We start from the raw sequence: 22,165 nt of genomic DNA on the forward strand, positions 1-22,165 counted from the left end.
CATATTTCAATCCACGCACTCATATAGAGTGCGACTGCGAAACTACACGTAATAAAGTCATTTTATATAAATATCATTACGTATTTTCAATGATTCTAACAAGTTATACCTACATCATAGGATAAAAAATGGTATAAACGCAATATTAGTGTTGCCAAAAGGTTATGAAATCGTTGTTTTCGACAAAATCTGAGGTGCGAATCTCCCGGGAAAATCATGTGAGCTTGAGGTTCGCACCTGATTCAGTCTACCTCTCGGTATACCTCAATCTGCACAATTCCATGTGGTAAATACGACGGCAGATCCACATACACCGCAGTGTCAAGCTTATCAAACTCTGCATTCTTAAACACACCAGATAACGCAAGCCCTTTATACCCTCCGAGCAGTAATGTACATGCCTCGCGACTATCATCTATGATGGATTGTATATTATTTTTCAATTGATTAACGTATCTCCTAGTATCATCATCAATTCGAATTTCCTTACTGACGACACTCAGCTTATCTCGCAATTGTGAAAGTTTAAGGATCGTCCCTCTCCCAGCTGCCTGTAAGTATATATGTATTTCCTCTTCACAGAACAACTCTCCGATATACTCACATCCTGCCGCCAGCATCTCAACAGCTACATTGGAAAAGAAGGGTTGCAGTATAATTGACTCGTTCGTTTCTTTTGACAGATTTTGCAGCTTGTTAAGCTGGGTTAACTGCAAATCTTTACTCTTAACCTGAATATCATCGACCAACAACCTCGATGCAAACTGTCCCGTACAATGGGAGAGCATCGCACCTTTGAGCGAAGAACCGGGAATATAGTATTGCGTACTATCTGGATTATATGTGGAGTATCCTCCATATTGATAAAAGGGATAGATAATATTAACCTTGTTCTCCTCCGCATTCTTATCGGTATCGCCATCTGGAGACATACGTTTCAAGATATTTTCCCTTTTGAAATCCCCAGCAGCCAAATAAAATCCTTGATGATCCCTTGGCGACATGGCAAGCTTAGACAGAGTTTTTAAACGATACTCGTATCTCTTGAGCGACATTTCAATCCCCCTCCCTCTCACTCAGTGGGTATAACAAGGCACTTCCAAACACTATATCTCGCGGATGAAAAGGTGACTGAATTGAGTGCCCGGCACATTCAATTCCTGTTGGTGCGTATACTATGCTACCCGCTTCGATAAAACTAATGAACTTGCCGCTATTTCCAGTGTCCCAACCCCCAGGCGGATTATATGGTCTGCGTTCTGAGGTAAACAGCTTGAGGCTGGACCTATCAAAATCAATATTCTTGGGCAGCAGCATACCCAGATTCAAATAATAACCTGTTTGATTCGGTGTTACGCTAGATTCCTCTTGGATTTGTGTGACTGTGAAAGTATTCAGACCTTGAGAACCACGAGGCCCGAGTATGAATGTCTTACCTTCAGCTCTAGCTAGTTCCAACATTTTGAGCAATAAATCTCCTTCAGGGCATTCCTCCATCGCGAGGTACAACGAAAATTCGCAAATCGTTTGCTCCTGTTTCCCCTCTTGAGTTACCTCTTTCACAATAACTTCAGGTACAGAGTAGAGGTTGGGATCAAGGCCTGGCAAGTTATAACGCTTACTGTCAATTGACGCGTGAATCTGCTGTGTGAACTCAATATGCGCATAGGGATAAAGGTCGCTCGCCCGGCTCGGTTCCCTCATCAACTCAGCAAGCTGCCCGCTTTTCACATATGAACGCCTCTTCAATGCCTGATACATTTTCTTGTTGCCTTGACCATCCACGCTCAGCTGATGTATTAACTCCGTATGTGGAGCAGGCAAATACCCACGCGGGAGCATGTTAGACAGCGCCAAAGGCATCGCTCCACCTTTTATCTTGTCAACCATCTGCGTTGCTTGTACAGAAGAGTAGGTTTCTGAAAAGCGATGCACCAAGGCTCCAAACATTTTCTGGGAATCTGGAAGCTGAGTCATCCTGCCCATCAAATCCATATCTATCCGGTAATATTTCCATTCAGCCATGCCAGGAATCCTCCCCAACAAATTCAATCTCCACTCGGCCATACCCTCGGCTACCTGAATTACCCAAGCGATAGATTCCTGAATTGAATTGGATCATGGCTTCTTTAATAAAATCTGTAATTTGAGACCCGATATTTTGTCCGTTTAAATTTTCAGTGTTATGGAGCAACACATCTCCCACGAATGAAACCCCCGGGCGTACAACCCTGTATGTCCGAGGATTAGCAAGAACTCGTGGCATTCCGCCTTGACTACTGAGTTCAATGCTGTTTTTGGAATCAATGGAGAACCAATCATCTTTATTTGCTTTTTCTCTTATTGGCAGCAGGTCGTTAAACAGCAGCTTTGGCGTATCATTAAATCCTTCGATTCCAAACAAATCCTCGGCAGATGCCTTTTCAATGATCTTGCCATATCGTTCATCCATCCGTTGAATCCGTTCCTCTTCAATACCATATTTCTCACACTCCAGATTGTTTTCCTCCCGAAGTCTCTCCAAGTATTGTTTATATGCTTGAGCAATTTCTGCGCTAGCTCCATGACCTTCAAGCATTTCCCGGACAATGTAGCGCAAAGTTCCTTTAAACGAAGAAGCGGGAATATAAGGCAGCCCCTCTTTGTTCGTAACCGTGAACAGATCAACACCGCCGATTTCAAACGTTGCCGGAGAACCGCCAATGAAGAGATTGGAGCGAGTTGTTACTTTTACTGTAATTTTCTTCTCTGTAGTCTTCTCTGTATCCATGTTCTGTTGCCTCCTGGCTATTTCGAGTATGCTGGATGTACTCTTAATTGAATCAATTGCTCTCGTAATTGGTAAAAGATTAGCAATGAGTCGATGTATTCCGATTTCCACATCTGCTGGCTTCGAGCCATCCGCAGAAATGTTTCTTTATCAAAATACAGCCCGGGTGGAGCCTTATGCTCCTCTCGACGTAATTGCTCAATGGTAATAATATCCTCTTTCTGCTGAGGATTCGTTGCCTCGATCATCTCAGCCACCCGTTGAATGTCATTCATGCCTTTGAAGCGATGCAACAAAGAGTTCGATAGACGCAGAGTACGATACACTTCAACCTCTGTTTCTTTTCCGATGCCCCCACCTCGTTTACTCCCAGCATCAGACAATGGAGTATATCTGGTATACTCTACAAAAATCTCCCGAAACACTTTACAATCCTTCGATCCCCCAAGGTTTTGATCGAACAGATAACGTAATGTTTTGTTAAACACCGTACTTCTCACCCGTTTAATATCAAAATCATTCGCAACAGATCGAGTCTTCTTCTGGACAATCTTGAACCGAGGATCGGCAAATAGCAGCAATAACCGAACATACTTTTCAAGTTGCCGGCGTTGATCCATGCCGAAGGACAGCTTTCCTTCTTTGCTTGTCTTTCCCGACTTCGTAGTTTTAACAACCACTTGCTTCAGCATAGATTCAAGAATAAGCAGCTCCGACTCTCTCAGTTTGCGGTTATTACTATTCAGATATTGCGGAATCACATGGTACAGCACAGAATTGCTATATTTCATAAGGTTATTGCACACTTTAGGATCTGTAATTTTGTTCAGAAGCCCGTAGAAAAAGTGATGTGCAGCAAAACCTTCCTCCATGGCATCCTGAAGCCGTTTGACTTGTGTAACGAAGTGCTTCCAATTGTTCTTTTCCGCATGAAATTCCTTGAATTTTTGCTCCGGCGTAATTTTACTCTTGGTTGGTTTCAAGCGCCCTGAGCTGTCTGATGCCAGATCATAACGATAAAGCACATATTCGTTAATACTGATCTTCATACAGGACAGCGGAACAACTCCTGCAACAGCCACCATGCTTGGTGCTTTCTTGGCAAAATCAAGCTGTTGCTGAACCCTCTCATGGTAGTACCGGATTGGCTCACGGTTGAATGTAAAATCAATACCAATGCTCATGGACAATGGTTGAAGTCCTGTTTCCCTCTTGCGGTTAATTTGTTCAATTTCTCCATTAATCTGCTTCAAAATATCTTTACACAGATTAACCCCATCCACGAGCTTGGAGGTCGGCACAGCAAAGAAAATATCATCTCCCGCAATATACAGCGGGTACAGCCTGAATTCGGGATCATTTCTTTTAAATTTTTTTACCCCATCATGCAAGTATTCCAGACATATGTATTTCGAAAGCAGTTCGCTTACCTGCTTATAAGTCTCATGACTGTCTAATTGCTTAAAAAGTTCCCCCATCCCGTCCAGGTCAGCCTTAATGACTGCAACCCTGAAATGATTATCGTTGTTCTCATCCTGTTTCGAATACAAGTCATTAATCGTATTAGTGAATGCACTAAAAACATTAGTTACCGATGACGTCGTCAAACCCCGTTTTTGTTCTCTCTCAGGTGATGAATGAAACATAAACAATAATTCGCGATTCTGTGCAATGATCGAGTTAAAACAAGCTTTCTCTCTCAGCCGTTTCTTGCTTTCTTTAATCGCCTGCAATGGGTTGTTGTTTTTTAAATCGGTCTGCTTGAAATACACATACTTCATGAAGATCTGCCCGCTCAATTTCTTATAATACGTTTCAAATATTCCATTGAGGTTCTTAACAATTTGATCCTCCGGAAGCGAAGTTACAAACACACACATGCCGGAACATTTTAGCAACTCTTCGTCAATATGCTTGGCAAATGGACCCCTCTCTCCCTCCATTCCAATATCCTGATAGAACTGATCTGAAATTAATCTGGAAGATTCTATGATCGTGTTCAAAGTCCCGTTATTACTTTGTTTCTCCTGTATCTGCGCTTGGAGCACATAATATAAGAAGGACTGCACCTTGTCCATCGACACAGCTACCACGTATGAGCTCATTCGGAATTCATTCCTTTCCTTTTCGGTCAAATAAATCTACATATGCTCGATGCGGAAATAAAATAGGATTATTGATTAGCATTAATAGCTGATTCAATTGGAAATTAAAGGTTAAGAGTGAAATACTTTGACCCTTCTGATCGTGTACCTTGTAGTTTTCAAGTGAAATTTTATTAAGCATTTTTGATGCTTTCTCTTCTAAAGCTGCATCCATCGTGAATTCATGAAAATTAAGCCTCTTGAACCAGGAGAACAACGTATCATCCGCATTACACTCAATCTCAATACGTTCATTTCCCCCATTTTTCCTGGAGGCGAGCAATGTAAAATCAAAATGCTGCTTGATGTCATCCCCACAATTTTCCTTCAAGGCACACAATAAACGGAGGGGACGAGTGGATTTTTGTGTTTTAACAGCTTCCATAGCAATGTCCATTGCAATGCGGGCGATAGATTGCCCCGAGGTTTTCAAAGACTTGATGCTTTCAGCCCATTTTTCAATGGAACTTGCTTCAAGCTGCTGGCTCTTGCATTCTATAACTGCCGCAATGGCTTCGATTGGAACAAACTTGATGCGCCCATAGCGGAAGATATAAGGTGTATATGTTTCATCCAAAATAGCAAAATCTACTTCCTTGGACACACCACCCTGAGAATCAATGATGAATACCGATTGCTCAATGACAAATTTCTTGGGAATAATCATTTCAAACAATTGCGACCAGATCAGCTCTCGCTCAGAGCCAACCGTCGTTCCATGCAAATCGTGCTTCATGTAGAGCTGGTTGACTATAGATTTTTCCACTTCAATATAATTTCCTGTAACATTTTTAATCATCTTCTCTTTCTTCTCATCAAATGATAATTCCCTCGTCACGCCTTAACACTCCTTCGCTTATAAATAACGTTGTGCAGCTATTAATAGTATAACAGATTCCCTGAAAATCCCATATAAAAAAATGCAACCTAAGCCTTAGCCCAAATTGCATTTTTCGTTATTCCTATGAAATTTAGTTTGCAGGTACAACAATCACTACCGATCAAAGCTTACAGATCACGTAGAAGTTCAACCATCCAATATTCAAGAATCCATTTTTGCAAGGTTGTAAAATCACATCACATTGACCTATAGACTACGTCCATTTGTCCGCAGCCAAGAGTAGAGTTCCTACCGATATGTAACATGCGTGCAGCGTTCAGCCAAGGCGTAAAGGGAGAAAGCTCTCCCTCAAATGTTAGTGTACCCAGCATGCCGCTCCAATCAACGGATTCCTTTTTTCGATTCGAGTATCGGTGCATCTGGTTCAAATACAACGCGGCAGACACGGCTCGAACATGGCTCGCAAGTTCACACGCCTTCATGGATATATCCGTGTTCATGTAACCTCCATAACGCTCGGTCAACGTCTGAATTCTCCTCGTAATACTCCGAATGATGGTAGGAAAATCAATCTCCTGCACCAGCGCCCCACCTCGCCGAATGCGAACAGGGGTCACCATATGGATAGAGCACCATGAAGCATGATCTTGCAGAGCATGAACAGAAATGTTTTCTGGTGTAGCCGCGTTCATATCTAATTGTCCTTGTTTCCAAATCAATCCATACTGATTACCATGCAAAATGTCTGTCAGTTCGAAAATCTTTCGTTCCGCTCCAATCCCGAATCTTTGTACTTGAGCCAACGAAGTCACTAAATGCCTGGCATAATGAATCGCATCTCCTAACAACACTAATTTGAAGCATAACTGATCCCCTGCATAGTATACAGACTTTGGCCTAGGCGGCTCAATGATATAAGGGTTGACAATGTCCTGTTTAGCTCCACCTAATCGGCGATTCTCGAATAAGTACGCATATGATTCCGAATGTTGAAGTAGCGCCCATCCTGTCACTCCATGAAGCGTTGAGCCGAGAAAAGCAGGCAATCGTGTTGTTTCCTTACATTCCAGTCGAATAAGTAACGGTAAGTATTCCAGTGAAAAAATAGGTGCTTGTCTATTCATGATTTACTCCAAATCCAATTTAGTTAAACAAGGTGTGACCGATCTTTCAGAGCTCCTACACCTGTTAATTATTCATTATAGAGTGCGACGTTTATTCGTTGATGATACTGTGGTTGGACTCCAATTTTAATCCACACACTCATATAGAGTGCGACTTACCTTCCAAGGTAACAAAAGCGATCCTTACCATTTCAATCCACGCACTCATATAGAGTGCGACTTCAATGCTGAACTTGATGAAAACCGCAGACTTAAATTTCAATCCACGCACTCATATAGAGTGCGACGGACCTGGAATTGGTAATTACCGAGCTTATGCTAGATTTCAATCCACGCACTCATATAGAGTGCGACTCGCCATACTAAACGCACACAACCGTAATAAAAAGAAAATTTCAATCCACGCACTCATATAGAGTGCGACGCCAAGAACCAGCACCAAATAGCCAAAAGAATAAATAATTTCAATCCACGCACTCATATAGAGTGCGACTCTATGGTGTCAAAACGGGATTCAAAAATCTCCTTGTATTTCAATCCACGCACTCATATAGAGTGCGACGGGTTGGATTTAAAAAGGGTTGCGCCGCCGATCATATTTCAATCCACGCACTCATATAGAGTGCGACGCCTGCACCAAAACCAGCGCCCAAACCAGCGACTAAATTTCAATCCACGCACTCATATAGAGTGCGACCTGGAGGCGTTCATTACAACACTATATATAATAGTAATTTCAATCCACGCACTCATATAGAGTGCGACTCGTTATAAGGGATTGCATAGCACTCTTTGTTGAAATTTCAATCCACGCACTCATATAGAGTGCGACGGCGTGGTATGAGGTGATACTCAGTGCAAGGGTATTTCAATCCACGCACTCATATAGAGTGCGACTGCTGAAGTTGCCGCTCCTGGTTCACTCTTCTGGACTATTTCAATCCACGCACTCATATAGAGTGCGACGAGGAGCATCATGCAGAACTGGTCATAAAGAATAAAAAATTTCAATCCACGCACTCATATAGAGTGCGACGGTCTACCATTTCCGCAATCCAGTACATGAAGATGATTTCAATCCACGCACTCATATAGAGTGCGACCTGAAATTGCAAAGGAAATAACGATTGCTGCTATTATTTCAATCCACGCACTCATATAGAGTGCGACTTTTGTCCAATTGCGGTACGACTTCTGGCACACGATTTCAATCCACGCACTCATATAGAGTGCGACACTCACCTTAAAGACTTCTAAACGATGGTGCCCGCTATTTCAATCCACGCACTCATATAGAGTGCGACGAGATTGGACCAGTAACCAGACTATGGCGGCTAATATTTCAATCCACGCACTCATATAGAGTGCGACCTGACTCGTTTTTCTTCGCTTCACTCGTCGGGAATTTCAATCCACGCACTCATATAGAGTGCGACTTATTACCCCGGTTCTCAAGGTGTCCAGCACCAAATGATTTCAATCCACGCACTCATATAGAGTGCGACGTCAGGATTGATCATCATATCGGGGAGGTAAACGATTTCAATCCACGCACTCATATAGAGTGCGACGGAGATCGATAAGGCTCCTCGAGCATTTGAAACAATTTCAATCCACGCACTCATATAGAGTGCGACTATCTAGTTCTATTATTTATTATATTTCTAATTATTAGATTTCAATCCACGCACTCATATAGAGTGCGACAGCGAAAAGGGTCAAAACAAACCCGTTTCAATTCATTTTAGCCTAATTTTGACCATAAGGCATCAAAAAAAGCACGTTTCCTTTATGATGCATTCACAAATCATTCACATTCGACAGAATTTCGACAAAAACTGAGGTGCGAAGGACCCGGGGAATTCATGTGAGCTTCACATTCGCACTGAGTTATGCTACACAGAAAGAAGAAGCATACACAGTAATCTCTCACTGGAGATGCTTCTTCTCAACCTCTCGTATCTATCAGCCTAGGTTCATTTCACCTTGGCCAGCCCTGCCACCTGAGATGGAGGAAGCGCCCCATCGAATATACTTAGTTCATCAATAGCTCCTTTAAAGGCAGGGTCCCACCAGTTAACACCCAAGTTGAACGTTCCTGCTTTGGATGTAAATACTTCGGGGAATCCTGTTCCTGCAAACTGAGGTTTGCCATTCACGTACACGGATAACACTCCATTGTCTACAGTGAAGGCGAGATGAGTCCACTCATTGGTTTTGATTTTCATACCGGTGCTGCCAGTATACCAAGGCGAGCTACCTGACCACAGCATCGTATTCTCTCCCTCAGGACCTTTGGGCAGCAAGCTAATCCAGTGATTACTATCCATTGCTCCAAAAAAAGTCGGGGTATGCAGCGTCAGTTCACTCGGATGAACCCACAGGGACACGGAATATGCAGAACTGGATATAATCCCTTGGGGCAGCTTAATTCCAGATTTTCCATCCAGCAAGACCGCTTGACCACTTGTACCCTCCGTGTAGGTGACAGTTCCTCCTTCACGATCAATCCGGTCACCGATGACCTCACCATTCGCAAAAGCAGCTTCACTGTCCTCAAGATTATTTTCAAATTTATATTGTGCGGTCAGCGTTGCCATCTCATAAGGAGATACTGTGATGTTAAAGGCTTTGCTCTTACTGCTCTCCCCTTTGGTAATCGTAGCGGTCAGGGTTGCTGATGCAGCCTTTTCTCCGATTTCAGGACGTTTAACCTCGCCTGTATCAGAAATAACGTTCGGGTCTGAACTTTTCCAAGTCATCGAAGTTTGCCGACTTCCTTGCTTCGGAAGGGATACATTGGCTACTACCCGACTTGTATCACCGAGGTCCAAATCGCCATATACACTTTCAACCACTGTTGCATCCGTTGAAGGAGCGAACTGACTCCCCCAGGCCATTTCCCCTGTTTTGGAAACAACCGTAAATGTCATTACATATTGCTTGGTATAGTCATCCCATTGTCTAATGAAAACTCCGTCATATACGGTGCCTTCCAGCGTCAGCTGAACACTCGCGTCTCCTACCTTACGCCACGTTCCTTGTAGCTCACCTGTGACGGTGTGATCTGCTTTTAGCTGAATAAACTGCGCTTGCTTGATCGCCGCCAACGTATCACTGCCATGATTGATATACTGATAATCTCCAACGACTTGATCCTCATCCAGTTCTGTGAGAGTCTCGCCACCATAACGGTAAGGAGCTACTACAGGCCAGCCTTCCTAGTTCATGAACATCTGGTGTATACGCAATTCATGCTTCTCTCCCTGCTGAGGAAAGCGGGTATGAAAGACAACAAACATTTGTCCATTATCAGGATCGGTATAAGCAGAGTTGTGACCAGGCGATACGTAGCCATAGCCAATTCCTTCGCCTGGATCACCCATTTTACTGTTGAACAAAAAGTTACCTATCAGCTTGTTGCCAAAAGCAGCATTCTTGGTGTTGGCAGGTAAAACGGCGTTCTGCCCCTTGGCATCCTTATAAGGTCCTGACGGATTTTGGGACCGGAATAACCTCATGTTATAGCCACCATCCGAGCCAAATCCGCCATAAGTTACAAATAAATAGTAGTAGCCCGTCTCTTTGTTGTATTCAATGTAAGGGCCCTCTCCTGATTCCCCATATCCGCCCGCAATTTTGGTGCCAAAATAACGATCAATCAGCCGACCATCTTTCGTCGTTCCGTCTCGACCTGGATAGATGGGTTTTCCTGTTTTTTTATCCAGCTCAAGTACAAAAATCCCCCCAGACCATGATCCATATGTCATCCATAAGCGCCCTTCTGTATCATAAAAGATAGCTGGATCAATCGCATTCGGAAACATTTTATTTGCGTAAGAACCATCTGCGTTGAACCATCCCGCTCTTGGACCTTGCAGCTTACCTTGATCAACCAACTGTTGGATCGGCGTGTTGGTCCATTTTTTATCCACTTTGCTGTCCTTCGTAAAACCAGTATATATAATCGTATCCACATATTGATAAGGACCTTCGATTTGGGGTGCAACAGCAACACCGATCGCGGAACGAATGTAGGTAGAAGACGCACTATAATAAATCATATAGGTCCCTTTTGTCCCATTGTCATTGACATAATGCTCATTCCAAAATACATCAGGTGCCCAGACCGAGAAACCTCCCTTGCTGTCCGAATCATTCTCCCCTGCCCAAGCAAAGGAACCTGCGAGATTCTTCGATAAGTCCCCAAAAAGCGTGTTCCCTGGAGTTGTGTAACCGTTTGCAAAAGAAGTCCAGCTTTTAAGATCCTTGCTCTTCGCAGCAGAGATATGTGAACCAAACACATAATAAGTATCGCCGTCTTTGACGATGGAAGGATCATGAACGGATACCTCGGAAAAAGCGGGCGCATCCTGCTTATCCTTCTGCTCAGATAGTGCAGCGGAAGCATCGCTCATTCCTAATGAAGACCCTGCGATCATTAGCAATAATGCTAACGTTATTAAAAAGCCTCTCTTGATTCCATTTTATGTAAAACGCCTTTCCATTCTCATCTTCCCCTCTCTGGCATTGGAGTACAGCGATATATATTCTACATTGATTAGTAAATACCTTTATGTTTTCAAGAATCATAAATGTATTTGTAAAATATATTTTGAGTAGATAAGAGGATTTTCGTTGTTTTCTAGTTTGTTTAAAATGGACGCAGTGTGTGGTGGAAAGGTCGCACTCCATACAGAGTGCGACTCTTATATCACGGACGACCTATTCCCCGACTACCAAATTTCAATCTACGCACTCCATACTGAGTGCGACTTTAGTTCTTCGTCACTTAGCCGCTCCAGTTGAGCATTTCAATCCACGCACTCCATACAGAGTGCGACAAACAAAAACAATACACTTCCAAGATTGAAGAAAAGATTTCAATCCACGCACTCCATACAGAGTGCGACCCGGCTCGTCATTTTTGCGAACCATGCGGTTGGATATATTTCAATCCACGCACTCCATACAGAGTGCGACCGCCTTTGGTAATGGAACAATATAAAAGCAGGGGATTTCAATCCACGCACTCCATACAGAGTGCGACACGTAAGCCGTGGAGAGTATGAAGCGACATTGAAATTTCAATCCACGCACTCCATACAGAGTGCGACAAAAAAATTTTGAAGAGGATGTACTGACTAAAAATTTCAATCCACGCACTCCATACAGAGTGCGACCAGGGAATGGGCGGACATAATCAATACATTCAAAATTTCAATCCACGCACTCCATACAGAGTGCGACATCCTGACCTTAGAATCCTTAAAACCAGCTTTGAGATTTCAATCCACGCACTCCATACAGAGTGCGACCTATGTATGCATCAACTGTTATTTTGCCTGCCAAGGATATTTCAATCCACGCACTCCATACAGAGTGCGACATCCTTTCTTGTACTCTCACTGGGGCATCCTGGTAATTTCAATCCACGCACTCCATACAGAGTGCGACGCCGCAGGCTCACCAAGGAGCCGGGCTAAAGGAATTTCAATCCACGCACTCCATACAAAGTGCGACGAACGCCTTCAAGTTACAGCTCAAGTGGATAAAATTTCAATCCACGCACTCCATACAGAGTGCGACAGCCTTCTGAGGGCGATGCAAGTATGGCTAGATGGATTTCAATCCACGCACTCCATACAGAGTGCGACCTGACCCGGCTTTTGCTGAGTTGTCACCAACAGCCAAATTTCAATCCACGCACTCCATACAGAGTGCGACTTCGGCCAGCTCAGCCGGACGGCGTTGCAAGCCGAAATTTCAATCCACGCACTCCATACAGAGTGCGACTCGTTTGGACGAGGCAGTGTTGTGATAACAGATACAGATTTCAATCCACGCACTCCATACAGAGTGCGACGTTCACTAAGCACTACGGACGACCTCCCATATCCATTTATTTCAATCCACGCACTCCATACAGAGTGCGACTATAAAGATCGCATTCGTAGTACACGTATAAAAATTTCAATCCACGCACTCCATACAGAGTGCGACACCTTTTTCACGTTCCGGTATGATTGGCCCTTGACGATTTCAATCCACGCACTCCATACAGAGTGCGACGGACAGAGCGGGATAGACTACGTAAGGCACTGGAAATTTCAATCCACGCACTCCATACAGAGTGCGACGATTCTTGAAGCGATGGTATTTTTTCATAATAAAATTTCAATCCACGCACTCCATACAGAGTGCGACATCACACCGCAAACCTCACCCGACCAAGACGAAAAAATTTCAATCCACGCACTCCATACAGAGTGCGACTTCACAATCCCCTCTTCAATGCACCGATCCTTAAAATTTCAATCCACGCACTCCATACAGAGTGCGACTGTAATGATCGAGCATACAGATTTTCGGACAATTATTATTTCAATCCACGCACTCCATACAGAGTGCGACCCTAAATCAGTTTGTGGCTCCGGCTGCAGCTGGTATTTCAATCCACGCACTCCATACAGAGTGCGACGGTGGATTCCGGATTGTACTTCCTGATGGAACTATTTCAATCCACGCACTCCATACAGAGTGCGACCCGCAGGAGCCTTCACAGGACGCGGAGATTGGCGAAATTTCAATCCACGCACTCCATACAGAGTGCGACTATCGAAGATCGCAACCCGGCTCCAGATGGTAGCGGATTTCAATCCACGCACTCCATACAGAGTGCGACTCCGGCGGTTGTAGCGCCAGAAGAACGACAGATAATTTCAATCCACGCACTCCATACAGAGTGCGACAGCGAAAATACAGCAATTGATACCCTAATGGTATCAATTGCACACATTTTCGCAAAAAATAATGCTAAAAAAGTCTGAATCAACTATTGACTTCTATTATAGAAAGTGGATTCTAATCCTTTTCGACAAATTTCGAGGTGCGAAGGACCCGGGGTTTTTATGTGAGCTTCACATTCGCACCTTACAGAATCAGCGGGCTTTCCATATCGTAAGCTTCTTTTGTCCCTATATGCTCTACCTTCTTTTTATAGTTATCTCCTAAGTTGTAGAAACGCAGGCTGTCTTCTTTTTTGTCTATCAATTCTTCTAATTCATACTTCAAACGGCGAAACTGGGTCGAATCCAAAATGCACTCAAACACGGAATTTTGCACCCTTTGTCCGTGATCTACACACTTTTTTGCAACCTTGGCCAATCTTTTTCTGCCTTCCCTGTCTACTGTGCTTACATCATACGTAATGAGAATTAACAAGATCACACCTACTTCCACAAAAATGGAGGGTATTCGTCCAGATCTCCCCGAATATGTCTAGCCAAGAGCAAAGCCTGTGAATAGGGCACAAGCCCCCAGGACATTTTCTCATTCAAATAAGGATGAATAATCTTCTCCTGCTTGCGTTCCTGCCATGCCTTCAATACTATTTTTCTCGTATCATCGTCCATAATCACGGCGCCATTTTCTTTCCTGTAAAATCCTTTGCCATGAATCAACTTTTTGTTAATCAATGTAAGGACAAAACGGTCGGCATATACTCCACGAAGCTCTTCCATCACATCCAGTGCCAATGAAGCTCGCCCCGGACGATCTCTATGCAGAAAACCTACATAAGCATCCAATCCGACAGCTTCCAGTGCAGATTTCATATCGTTGGATAGCAGTGTGTAGGCAAAGGATAATAAAGCATTGACATTATCCAACGGCGGGCGCTTATTGCGTCCATGGAAGTAAAAATCATTCTTTTGCTGCAAAATCAGCTCATCAAAAACCGAATTGTACTGTACAGCCGCCGCACCCTCCAAACCACGCAAAATGTCCAGCTCCTCCACTTCACGGACTTGCTGCATGACCCCCGCTAAAGAAGCAGTCACCTTTTTCATTCGATCAGCGTCAATACGCAGGGGATAGTCCCTTGTGGCTCGCTCCAAAATCCATTTATTATTATATATCTTGCCTATAATCATATTTCTGGCTACAAGAGCACTTCTTTGGTCATCATCGGAAATCCGATACTGTTCTTTTCGGAGTACCACATTTCCACGGCTCTCTCCGATCACACGTGCCAAGAAGCGTCCAGTTCGCGTCATAAAGGTTAAATCTATATTGCGTGCTGCACAAGCACCCATCAGACCCGGACTTACCCCTGCATAGCCAAAAGTACATACAGCTTCCAGGTTATGCAACGGGTAGCGTGCCAGAATGGCCTCTTCTTGTTTAATCACAATATTTTCCCCATCCAGTGACAAGTACGTATCCGGCAAGGTAACAAACAACGTATTCAGTAATTTTTTCATTCAGCTATCCTGCTTTCAATGAAACTGGAAACAGACCTTTTATTTAAAATTTCCGGCACACATATATGTTGAAGCGAGCAGCTTTGGCAATGTGGCCCTGCTTTGGCTTTAGGGGTGTGATTGCGCTCAAAATAATGCCGCATTTCCTGAATACTTGCTCGCACCCGTTCACGGTCAGACGCAGTGATCACAACCTCTACCCGATGCTTGATCTCATCGTAATAAAAGTAGCCTTTTGCAATATCACATAAGAGCATTTCTTCAAGACACATCACTTGTGCGACTAACTGAGAATGATCTGAATCATTTCGTTTGGGCTTGCCACGCTTGTATTCCACAGGAAAGGGAAGGTACATCCCTTCCTCCCCTGCCAGCGGAACCCCATGAGGATCACGTACAAACTCTACGACGTCACAGATTCCAGTAATACCAAGCTCTCTGGAGTGTATAGGTAATGCGCGTACGACGAGTTTATCCCCTCTTTTTTCACGAATCATGGGCTGATCGGCTTTTCGGTGTAAATGATCCCCCTCGATCGTCCGCACATTTTCTTCCCATTGCTGCTCAATGTGAATAAGCGCCCACTGTCTTCTACAAAAATTAAAATGCTGTATACCGGATAATAGCAAATAATCTTCTTCGTTATAGCCCTGCATACTCTTGAACCGTTAAGCCCTCCAGCGGTTGAACCGTGCATACGTAATCCTCAAAAGACCTCGCTTCGCTCACATCTTTATTTAGCTGAATTTGTAGTGAACGATGGACTTTAGCCGAAGAATATTGCCCTAATTTGGAATTATGCTCCCACCAGTACAGATGATGAACTTCCATACTCCCATCAGGACGTGCGGAAGAGGTATCATTTTCGAACAGTGTTCTTAAAGCTTCCCGAATTTTCTCTGCATCCTCATAGGTAAATCCGGTTTTTTCCGCCAATTGTGTATTTATACTCCCATAAAAAACATAGACACCAAAATCAACCCTGTGCTTCATCCCCATCGTATCAGAGCTTTTTTTATTAGGGTCCTTAGGGGTTACTGCGTTGACGCTCTTGGTAATTTGCATACTGGAAATATCAATAGGAGCAAGGCTTACCGCCGTATGTATGGACACAGGTCCACGAATCCCAAGGGACACATCCTCTTTGGTAAAAGCAAATACTTGCCCAAAACTTCGTACATCGATCCAGGATTTGCAGGCTGCTTGGGCGTAAAGCTCATTGTTTTGCTTTTTGCCCTTACCAAATTCCTGTACTTCCGTATTAGCGTCTACACGTTCTTTAATGCTGCGGTAAGCATCCACACGTCTCTCGTCGGATTGTACAAGAATGGATTCCCCCGTATCTTGTAGACGATTACGGATTTTGCGTTTGATGCATACATCGGAAATTTCACCGAAACCGTCATAATTTTGGCGCGGACGATTGCCATTCAACGGATCACCGTTCGGGTTAGCATTACGGACTGACAGTACAACGGCAAAATCAATTTTATGGTCAAGTACACTCATTTATATGATCTCTCCCTGTTCATTATTTTCCTGGTCTTGTTCGGTATCAGTTCCTATTTCCTTATCTTTCTTGCTCGTGTACAAATCGTTACGTTGGCTGTAAAATCCGAGTAGGTACAGACCGCTTAACGGTTTGTCCGTAAAATTCTCAGCTTCTAACTGTGCACCTACCTCATCCAGCAGGCGATTGTAATATCCCGCATCGGTTCCCATTCTTGCCTGATACGGTTGAATATTCGACTGGATAATCATCCAGGTTCGACTTGGCCGCTGTGCAAAAGCATTCATATAACGAACTGCATTTGTAGCCCGTTTTTCTTCCCGACCTAGTGCCCGTCTTTCCAGCACATCCGCAATCGCCAACATCCTGCCAAACAAATAGCTACGGTCTTTATTTTCGGTATTTAAAGCCACTTCAAAGCCCTCCCTCTCAAATGTTTTGTTCACCAATGCACAGGTGATGCCGAGCGTCTTCTCCCACTCCCATTCATCCAAGCCCACTGGATTCGAGGCACGATTAACCGCACTGCGTACAATATCAAGCGGAATTTTTCGTCCGTCAACAATGCATGGAAGCATCCGTTCAATTAAACCTTTGACAATCTTATCATTCGCTCGTGGACCGTAGGCTGCAAAGGCAATATCTCTCGTTGCAGGTGCTCCAATAAAGGTAATGTTCTTGTTATCTGCACTTTTCCGATACCGATGTTGCCAGTAACAGGTTTCGTGCCAAGCTTGTAACCGATCCAGAAACATCTCCTTGTTCAGATCACGGTAATATACCATTGCCAGCCGCCCCGGTGTCGCCGCATCCAATACCATAATGATGACATTGGAGGCATAATCGCCATCATAACGATAACCGCCAATGGCGCGACGCACTTGATTAGCAAATTCCTTATGAGTGCTGTCTCCTCCTGTCAGCTCTTCATCCTCATCTTGATACAGGCTGAACGTATCACCGAGCGGATCAGGCATATCCAGACTTTCTATTCCCCACACAAGGAAAACTCTACCGTCTACAGTAATCCCTTGACGTTCGATCAGCCACTTTAAGGCATTGTGAGCCTTCTGGGATACTTCGTAGCTGACCGTCGCCGCATCGCGGCTGCTACGAAATCGTCCCCGATAGGTGAAGCCGTCAGAATCATTCGCTGAAATCAGCTTGGATTTGTCAGCGGAGTTGCGGATACGCGAAGTATGTTTGTCTGCATAAGGCAACAGTTCACCCGATACATAACATAATTCTTTTTTCTTTAAGCCCATCTCACAAAATTGGATAAAAGATTGCTGAACAGATGGGTCACGCCATAATCTGGACTCTACCTCCCCTGGCACCTGAACCGCGAAGCGGATAAAAGCCGCACTTTGATCGGAGACGATTACTTTGAAAATATTAGGCTTTTCCCCACGCTCCGCTTCAAGTGCTGCGGTCCATTTTTCAATCAACTTGCCCTGATCGTCAATCCAGAGAACTTTGTCCCGAATCAGATCTGTTATGAGAGTTCCTTTGGCCAGATATTCATGAACGCACTTTACCTTCGAGTGCCCATAGGGAGATTCGCACCAGGAACGCAATTGCTTCATGTAATCTGTGTGCGGCGTTCCTTTTACTTCGCCGCAATATTGTACAAAGTCGCCTGCCACATAGACAAGCTTGTCAAAGAGCGGATACGGAACTGGAGCGCTTGTCCGACTAGCAGAAGCCTCCGTACATGGAATAATGGTGCTCCCCTCATTTTTGTCGATAACTTTTGCTGAAAGGTAGTTGCCCTCTCCGTCCAGATTGACCTCTATGTGAGCACTCTGTGTCGTATGGGATACGGGGATCAACGCGTATTCACGGTTATTTCTCTTTTTCTCAAATTGTCCGACAACATTCGTATGATTTTCATACGTTTTATATAAATTCGCCAGCCAGTTCATTCGCTTCCCCCATCCACGAACATTTCTTCGTACAGACTGTCCACATCCTGCATGTTGGCAGAGCTGAACGTTTTTACTGTCCCCTCACCTGTTTTACGTATCAGTGGACACTTCTCCGGGCGAATAAAGCTGATTATACCGTGTTGCATTTTGGCTCTCCAAAGACGGGTTTCCCGTTCTTTACGACCGGTTTCATCCGGATAGCTGATCCCATGCACCATCGTACCAAAATCAATTTCAGGAACCTCATCGTAGTCCCCCGCTCCTTCGCCGAAAACGCAGGGTTCAACGTAGCCCTGGCATTCACGTGTACCCAGAAAAATATCTCTGCGGCCTCCTGCCTTGACCGCCCGTTTAGCTATGTTGTGATGTTTAAATTCGTTACGGTCATACATAAGGTCTTCACGATGGGGGTTGAACTCGAAATGAGCACGTACCTGATAACAAACGTCTTTTAGATAAGTGTAGTAAGCCAAGGTATTTCCCCCGCTATATTCAATTGGGCGAATTCCTTTTGACTCAGTCTGGATAAACTTCATAACTCGAACCTCGTCCACAATCCACGTTAATGTCGGCTTCCAGTAGATGCTTTCCGCAATCCCCTTTAAGCTTTCATAACTAGGAACCTGATATGAAAATTTTTCTCCTCCAAGCTTGGTTAATGGGTCTGTGAAAAGAGCGTATCTTCCCGACACCTCAAACTCAATTTGATTCCGCATTTTTCATCCTCCCTTCTTATAAAGGATTATTTATTTTTTTATAATTTACATTCTCAGCATATACTATATTCCAAATAAATACAACCATCACTTTGCATATTGATTGTGTCTCTGATCTTGTGCTACACTCAATGGGTCGCTGAGAAGCGTGGATTGAAAATTATACAGGATTATTTGAGTGCCCGCCTTTGGCGGGCTTTCTCTTTTAGATCATAGCCATCGACCATTCTCCTTCACCCTCTGACCCAACTCCAAATTGCCCAGAATAAGCCGTTTCCCTCAATGCCAGAACATGACCATGCAATAAAGGATATAGATCACCGTTTTTCTCCAGCTTTTTTAGCTCATAGTCATAGATATTAACGACATAGGGCTGCAGTTTCCGCAGTAGCCCGCCCAATTCACGACTGTCCAATTCACCATTAAACGCTAAGATTAACTCTTTTGCTTCGTCATTATAAGGTACCAATACTGATGTAGCCTTGTTACTGATGACCTCAAAATATTGCTCCGCAGTCGCTATAGATGGGCGGCTTAAAATCTCGGGATTTTTACCCCACTTTTTCTTATAAGCTCCATAATAGTCCTTGTTTGCACTCAACAATTCGAACAAATTTTTTTCCAGCTTGGAAACGGGATAATCCATTTCTTCTTTAATATTGTGATAGTAATATTCAAAATAGGCTTTCATTGCTGATGCAGATAATAAATCATAGTCAAATCGTTGCGGGTCCTGATCAAACTCATGTAATATACGCTCTGTCTGTTCCCTGCCAATCTGAATTTCAGGCAACCTTGAAAGATTCTCGTCAGCCGATTTAATGATATACACATACCGTAGCTTATCCTTGCCATGTCGGTTACATCTACCTGCTGCCTGCGCAATAGAGTCCAGCCCAGATAGTGAGCGAACAACGCATTCAAAGCTGATATTGACTCCTGCTTCAATAAGCTGCGTACTAACACAGATGACACGCTCATTTGCCTCAAGGGCCTGTTTTAGTTCGGACAACACATCTTTACGATGGGCCGCACACATATTCGTGCTCAGATGAAATAATCTTGCGCCACCTTCTCCCAATCCCTCACGTTGGGTTAATTGGTCAAATAGCTTACGCACAGCCATTTTTGTATTCAGAATCACAAGCAAACTGTTGACTTCTTCCATTTGTTCTTGAACAAAGTCGGCCAGTTCCTCGGCTCCCCACCCCAAAGTTGTTGTGCGATTCACCACGTCTACCCGTTTGAAACTTTTGCCCACCTCATCCATATTTTCAATAATTTCGGCCTGATCGGAAAAATGAAGCTTGTGCTTTACAAAATCAAGGGCGGGTTGCGTCGCTGTACAAAGCAACAAACTGGAGTCACCCATAATGTGCAAAAAATTTAGTGCTGCGTTGAATAAAGAAATACATTTCACAGGTACTGACTGAACTTCATCAAAAATAATGACTGAATTCGACAACTGATGCAATCTTCGTATATTACGCGTACCTTTCGCATAGAAGGTATTCAGAAACTGAACCATAGTCGTGAAAATAATCGGGCGATCCCATGTGTCTCTTGCTAACTTTATTTTTTTCTGATGCACGTCATAATCTTCGTTCTCAAGCTCATCTTCTCCCTCAATTACGTTAGAATGATGCTCCAGTATCATATCGTCTTCCTGCAAGATACCCCTGATTTCCGCAGCATTTTGCTCAATAATTGTTGTGTAGGGAACAATGTAAATGATTCGATCCTTGTTAAAGGTCATCGCATGTTTAAGCGCATATCGCAAGCTTGCCAGTGTTTTTCCTCCGCCTGTAGGAATGGATAGCGTATATATACCGGATGGACGTAGTGCAAAATCGTCACATTGCCGGGACATCTCACGTCTTAAACAATTAATGGGCTCTTCAGAATCACTTTCGTGCTCAAGCGTCACCAGCATGTTTGTCAAAGCATCATAGCTTCTTTTAAAAAACGAATGACTATCCAGAGGTTGTTCCGTTTCTTCGTCCTCTTCAAACTGCCGGGTATTGGTTCGGTCCGCGTCAATCAGGCAGCTAAATATGTACTTCATAAGAAGGGAAGCAGCAATAGAAGGAAGTTTGTGCTGTTTAATAAGGCCTAAATAATGCTCTAGTTCCTTCCTAGCCTCAGAAAAATATTGATCCAGCTCTTGTTGTGAAACATGCTCAAAAAATTCGGATTTTGTTTGCTCAAATTCTTCCAAGTCCTTAGAAACCCGTTTAAAAAAAGGAGAAGTCAGCTCAGGATCAATAAAGTCCCGTAAACCTTGGTGATGGGAAATGATACAATTTCCGACCCATTCCGCAGCAACCTTGTCATTAACGGAAGAGGAATGGTGGTAACGGTCAAAAAGGAATTTACCACCCGCTGTTGAATGATCTACAGAACCTCTGCGTGGAGGTGCATCCGGATTAGCCACAGCTTCTTGAATATACGTTTTGAATTCGTTTGTATTTTTCCCCAGATCGTGTAGCCAACCCGCCAGTCCAGCCAAATGACGGACGCCAATTTTCCCACCATAACGCTCACAACTCTCTTTCACTTCCTGTAAATGATCTTTCACTGTCTGAATACATCCGTCTTTCTGTCGAATGTGAGCTATATATTTCATTCAACACGCCTCCTGAACCAAGTCTTTTATACTAATAAGATAATAAAAAAGGTACAAAGACTTATTTACTTTTATATCTTCATTTCGACATCAGTTGACAAATTCCTCCTAAAAAATAAAATTTCCAGTCAATTCACCAATACAATCAATCATTGTTTGTACCAGCGAAAAAGACTAATACAGAGAGAAAGAACATGTATACCACGCTTTCATTCATCCTCTATAAATTAAGAAATCCCCAG

13 protein-coding genes, 1 pseudogene and 2 CRISPR repeat arrays are annotated in these 22,165 nt (G+C 43.6%); all 14 genes and pseudogenes read right to left on the bottom strand.

Annotated elements, in window-relative coordinates; all coding sequences use genetic code 11:
- Positions 1 to 242: 242 nt before the first annotated feature.
- The 14 genes and pseudogenes from ACIFO6_RS21175 to cas3 all read right to left on the bottom strand — a co-directional run bounded on the left by ACIFO6_RS21175 (position 243) and on the right by cas3 (position 21,923).
- The gene (locus ACIFO6_RS21175; protein WP_430043599.1) at positions 243 to 1,055 is read right to left on the bottom strand and encodes a hypothetical protein; all 813 of its coding nucleotides are present in this window, start codon (positions 1,053 to 1,055) and stop codon (positions 243 to 245) included.
- Between the two features lies 1 nt (position 1,056).
- The gene (locus ACIFO6_RS21180) at positions 1,057 to 2,025 is read right to left on the bottom strand and encodes a hypothetical protein (protein WP_430043602.1); all 969 of its coding nucleotides are present in this window, start codon (positions 2,023 to 2,025) and stop codon (positions 1,057 to 1,059) included.
- Positions 2,018 to 2,770: an RAMP superfamily CRISPR-associated protein gene (locus tag ACIFO6_RS21185; RefSeq protein WP_430043605.1), complete on the bottom strand. Its 753-nt coding sequence runs from the start codon at positions 2,768 to 2,770 to the stop codon at positions 2,018 to 2,020. Before ACIFO6_RS21185 ends, ACIFO6_RS21180 begins: the two co-directional genes overlap by 8 nt.
- Positions 2,771 to 2,787: 17 nt before the next feature.
- Positions 2,788 to 4,875: a Cas10/Cmr2 second palm domain-containing protein gene (locus ACIFO6_RS21190; RefSeq protein WP_430043607.1), complete on the bottom strand. Its 2,088-nt coding sequence runs from the start codon at positions 4,873 to 4,875 to the stop codon at positions 2,788 to 2,790.
- Between the two features lie 7 nt (positions 4,876 to 4,882).
- Positions 4,883 to 5,752, bottom strand: coding sequence for a DUF6602 domain-containing protein (locus tag ACIFO6_RS21195; RefSeq protein ID WP_430043609.1), 870 nt, complete (start codon positions 5,750 to 5,752; stop codon positions 4,883 to 4,885).
- A 239-nt stretch (positions 5,753 to 5,991) separates the two neighbouring features.
- Complete coding sequence (gene cas6 / locus ACIFO6_RS21200; protein ID WP_430043611.1) at positions 5,992 to 6,879, bottom strand: CRISPR system precrRNA processing endoribonuclease RAMP protein Cas6; 888 nt, start codon at positions 6,877 to 6,879, stop codon at positions 5,992 to 5,994.
- A gap of 123 nt (positions 6,880 to 7,002) precedes the next feature.
- Positions 7,003 to 8,586: a CRISPR direct-repeat array (repeat unit 32 nt; unit sequence ATTTCAATCCACGCACTCATATAGAGTGCGAC).
- Between the two features lie 269 nt (positions 8,587 to 8,855).
- Positions 8,856 to 11,321 (bottom strand): annotated as a pseudogene (locus ACIFO6_RS21205) (LamG-like jellyroll fold domain-containing protein).
- 301 nt (positions 11,322 to 11,622) lie between these two features.
- A CRISPR array of direct repeats spans positions 11,623 to 13,631; the repeat unit is 33 nt; unit sequence ATTTCAATCCACGCACTCCATACAGAGTGCGAC.
- Between the two features lie 181 nt (positions 13,632 to 13,812).
- Positions 13,813 to 14,103 carry a CRISPR-associated endonuclease Cas2 gene (gene cas2 / locus ACIFO6_RS21210; protein WP_430043613.1) on the bottom strand — a complete coding sequence of 97 codons (291 nt, stop codon included), beginning with the start codon at positions 14,101 to 14,103 and terminating at the stop codon, positions 13,813 to 13,815.
- A gap of 8 nt (positions 14,104 to 14,111) precedes the next feature.
- A complete protein-coding gene (gene cas1c, locus ACIFO6_RS21215; protein ID WP_430043615.1) occupies positions 14,112 to 15,143 on the bottom strand; it encodes a type I-C CRISPR-associated endonuclease Cas1c in 1,032 nt (343 codons plus the stop codon).
- On the bottom strand, positions 15,140 to 15,799 hold the full coding sequence (cas4, locus tag ACIFO6_RS21220; RefSeq protein ID WP_430043617.1) for a CRISPR-associated protein Cas4: 660 nt from the start codon (positions 15,797 to 15,799) through the stop codon (positions 15,140 to 15,142). The genes cas1c and cas4 overlap by 4 nt, the downstream gene beginning before the upstream one ends.
- A complete protein-coding gene (cas7c, locus tag ACIFO6_RS21225; RefSeq protein ID WP_430043619.1) occupies positions 15,786 to 16,652 on the bottom strand; it encodes a type I-C CRISPR-associated protein Cas7/Csd2 in 867 nt (288 codons plus the stop codon). Before cas7c ends, cas4 begins: the two co-directional genes overlap by 14 nt.
- Entirely contained in the window at positions 16,653 to 18,578 is a 1,926-nt protein-coding gene (gene cas8c / locus ACIFO6_RS21230) for a type I-C CRISPR-associated protein Cas8c/Csd1 (RefSeq protein WP_430043621.1), read from the bottom strand.
- Entirely contained in the window at positions 18,575 to 19,297 is a 723-nt protein-coding gene (gene cas5c, locus ACIFO6_RS21235) for a type I-C CRISPR-associated protein Cas5c (protein WP_430043623.1), read from the bottom strand. Before cas5c ends, cas8c begins: the two co-directional genes overlap by 4 nt.
- A 205-nt stretch (positions 19,298 to 19,502) precedes the next feature.
- Complete coding sequence (gene cas3 / locus ACIFO6_RS21240) at positions 19,503 to 21,923, bottom strand: CRISPR-associated helicase Cas3' (protein WP_430043624.1); 2,421 nt, start codon at positions 21,921 to 21,923, stop codon at positions 19,503 to 19,505.
- Positions 21,924 to 22,165 lie beyond the last annotated feature (242 nt).

Origin of the sequence: Paenibacillus sp. NRS-1781, assembly GCF_050467745.1 — a bacterium.
Lineage (GTDB): Bacteria > Bacillota > Bacilli > Paenibacillales > Paenibacillaceae > Paenibacillus > Paenibacillus terrae_A.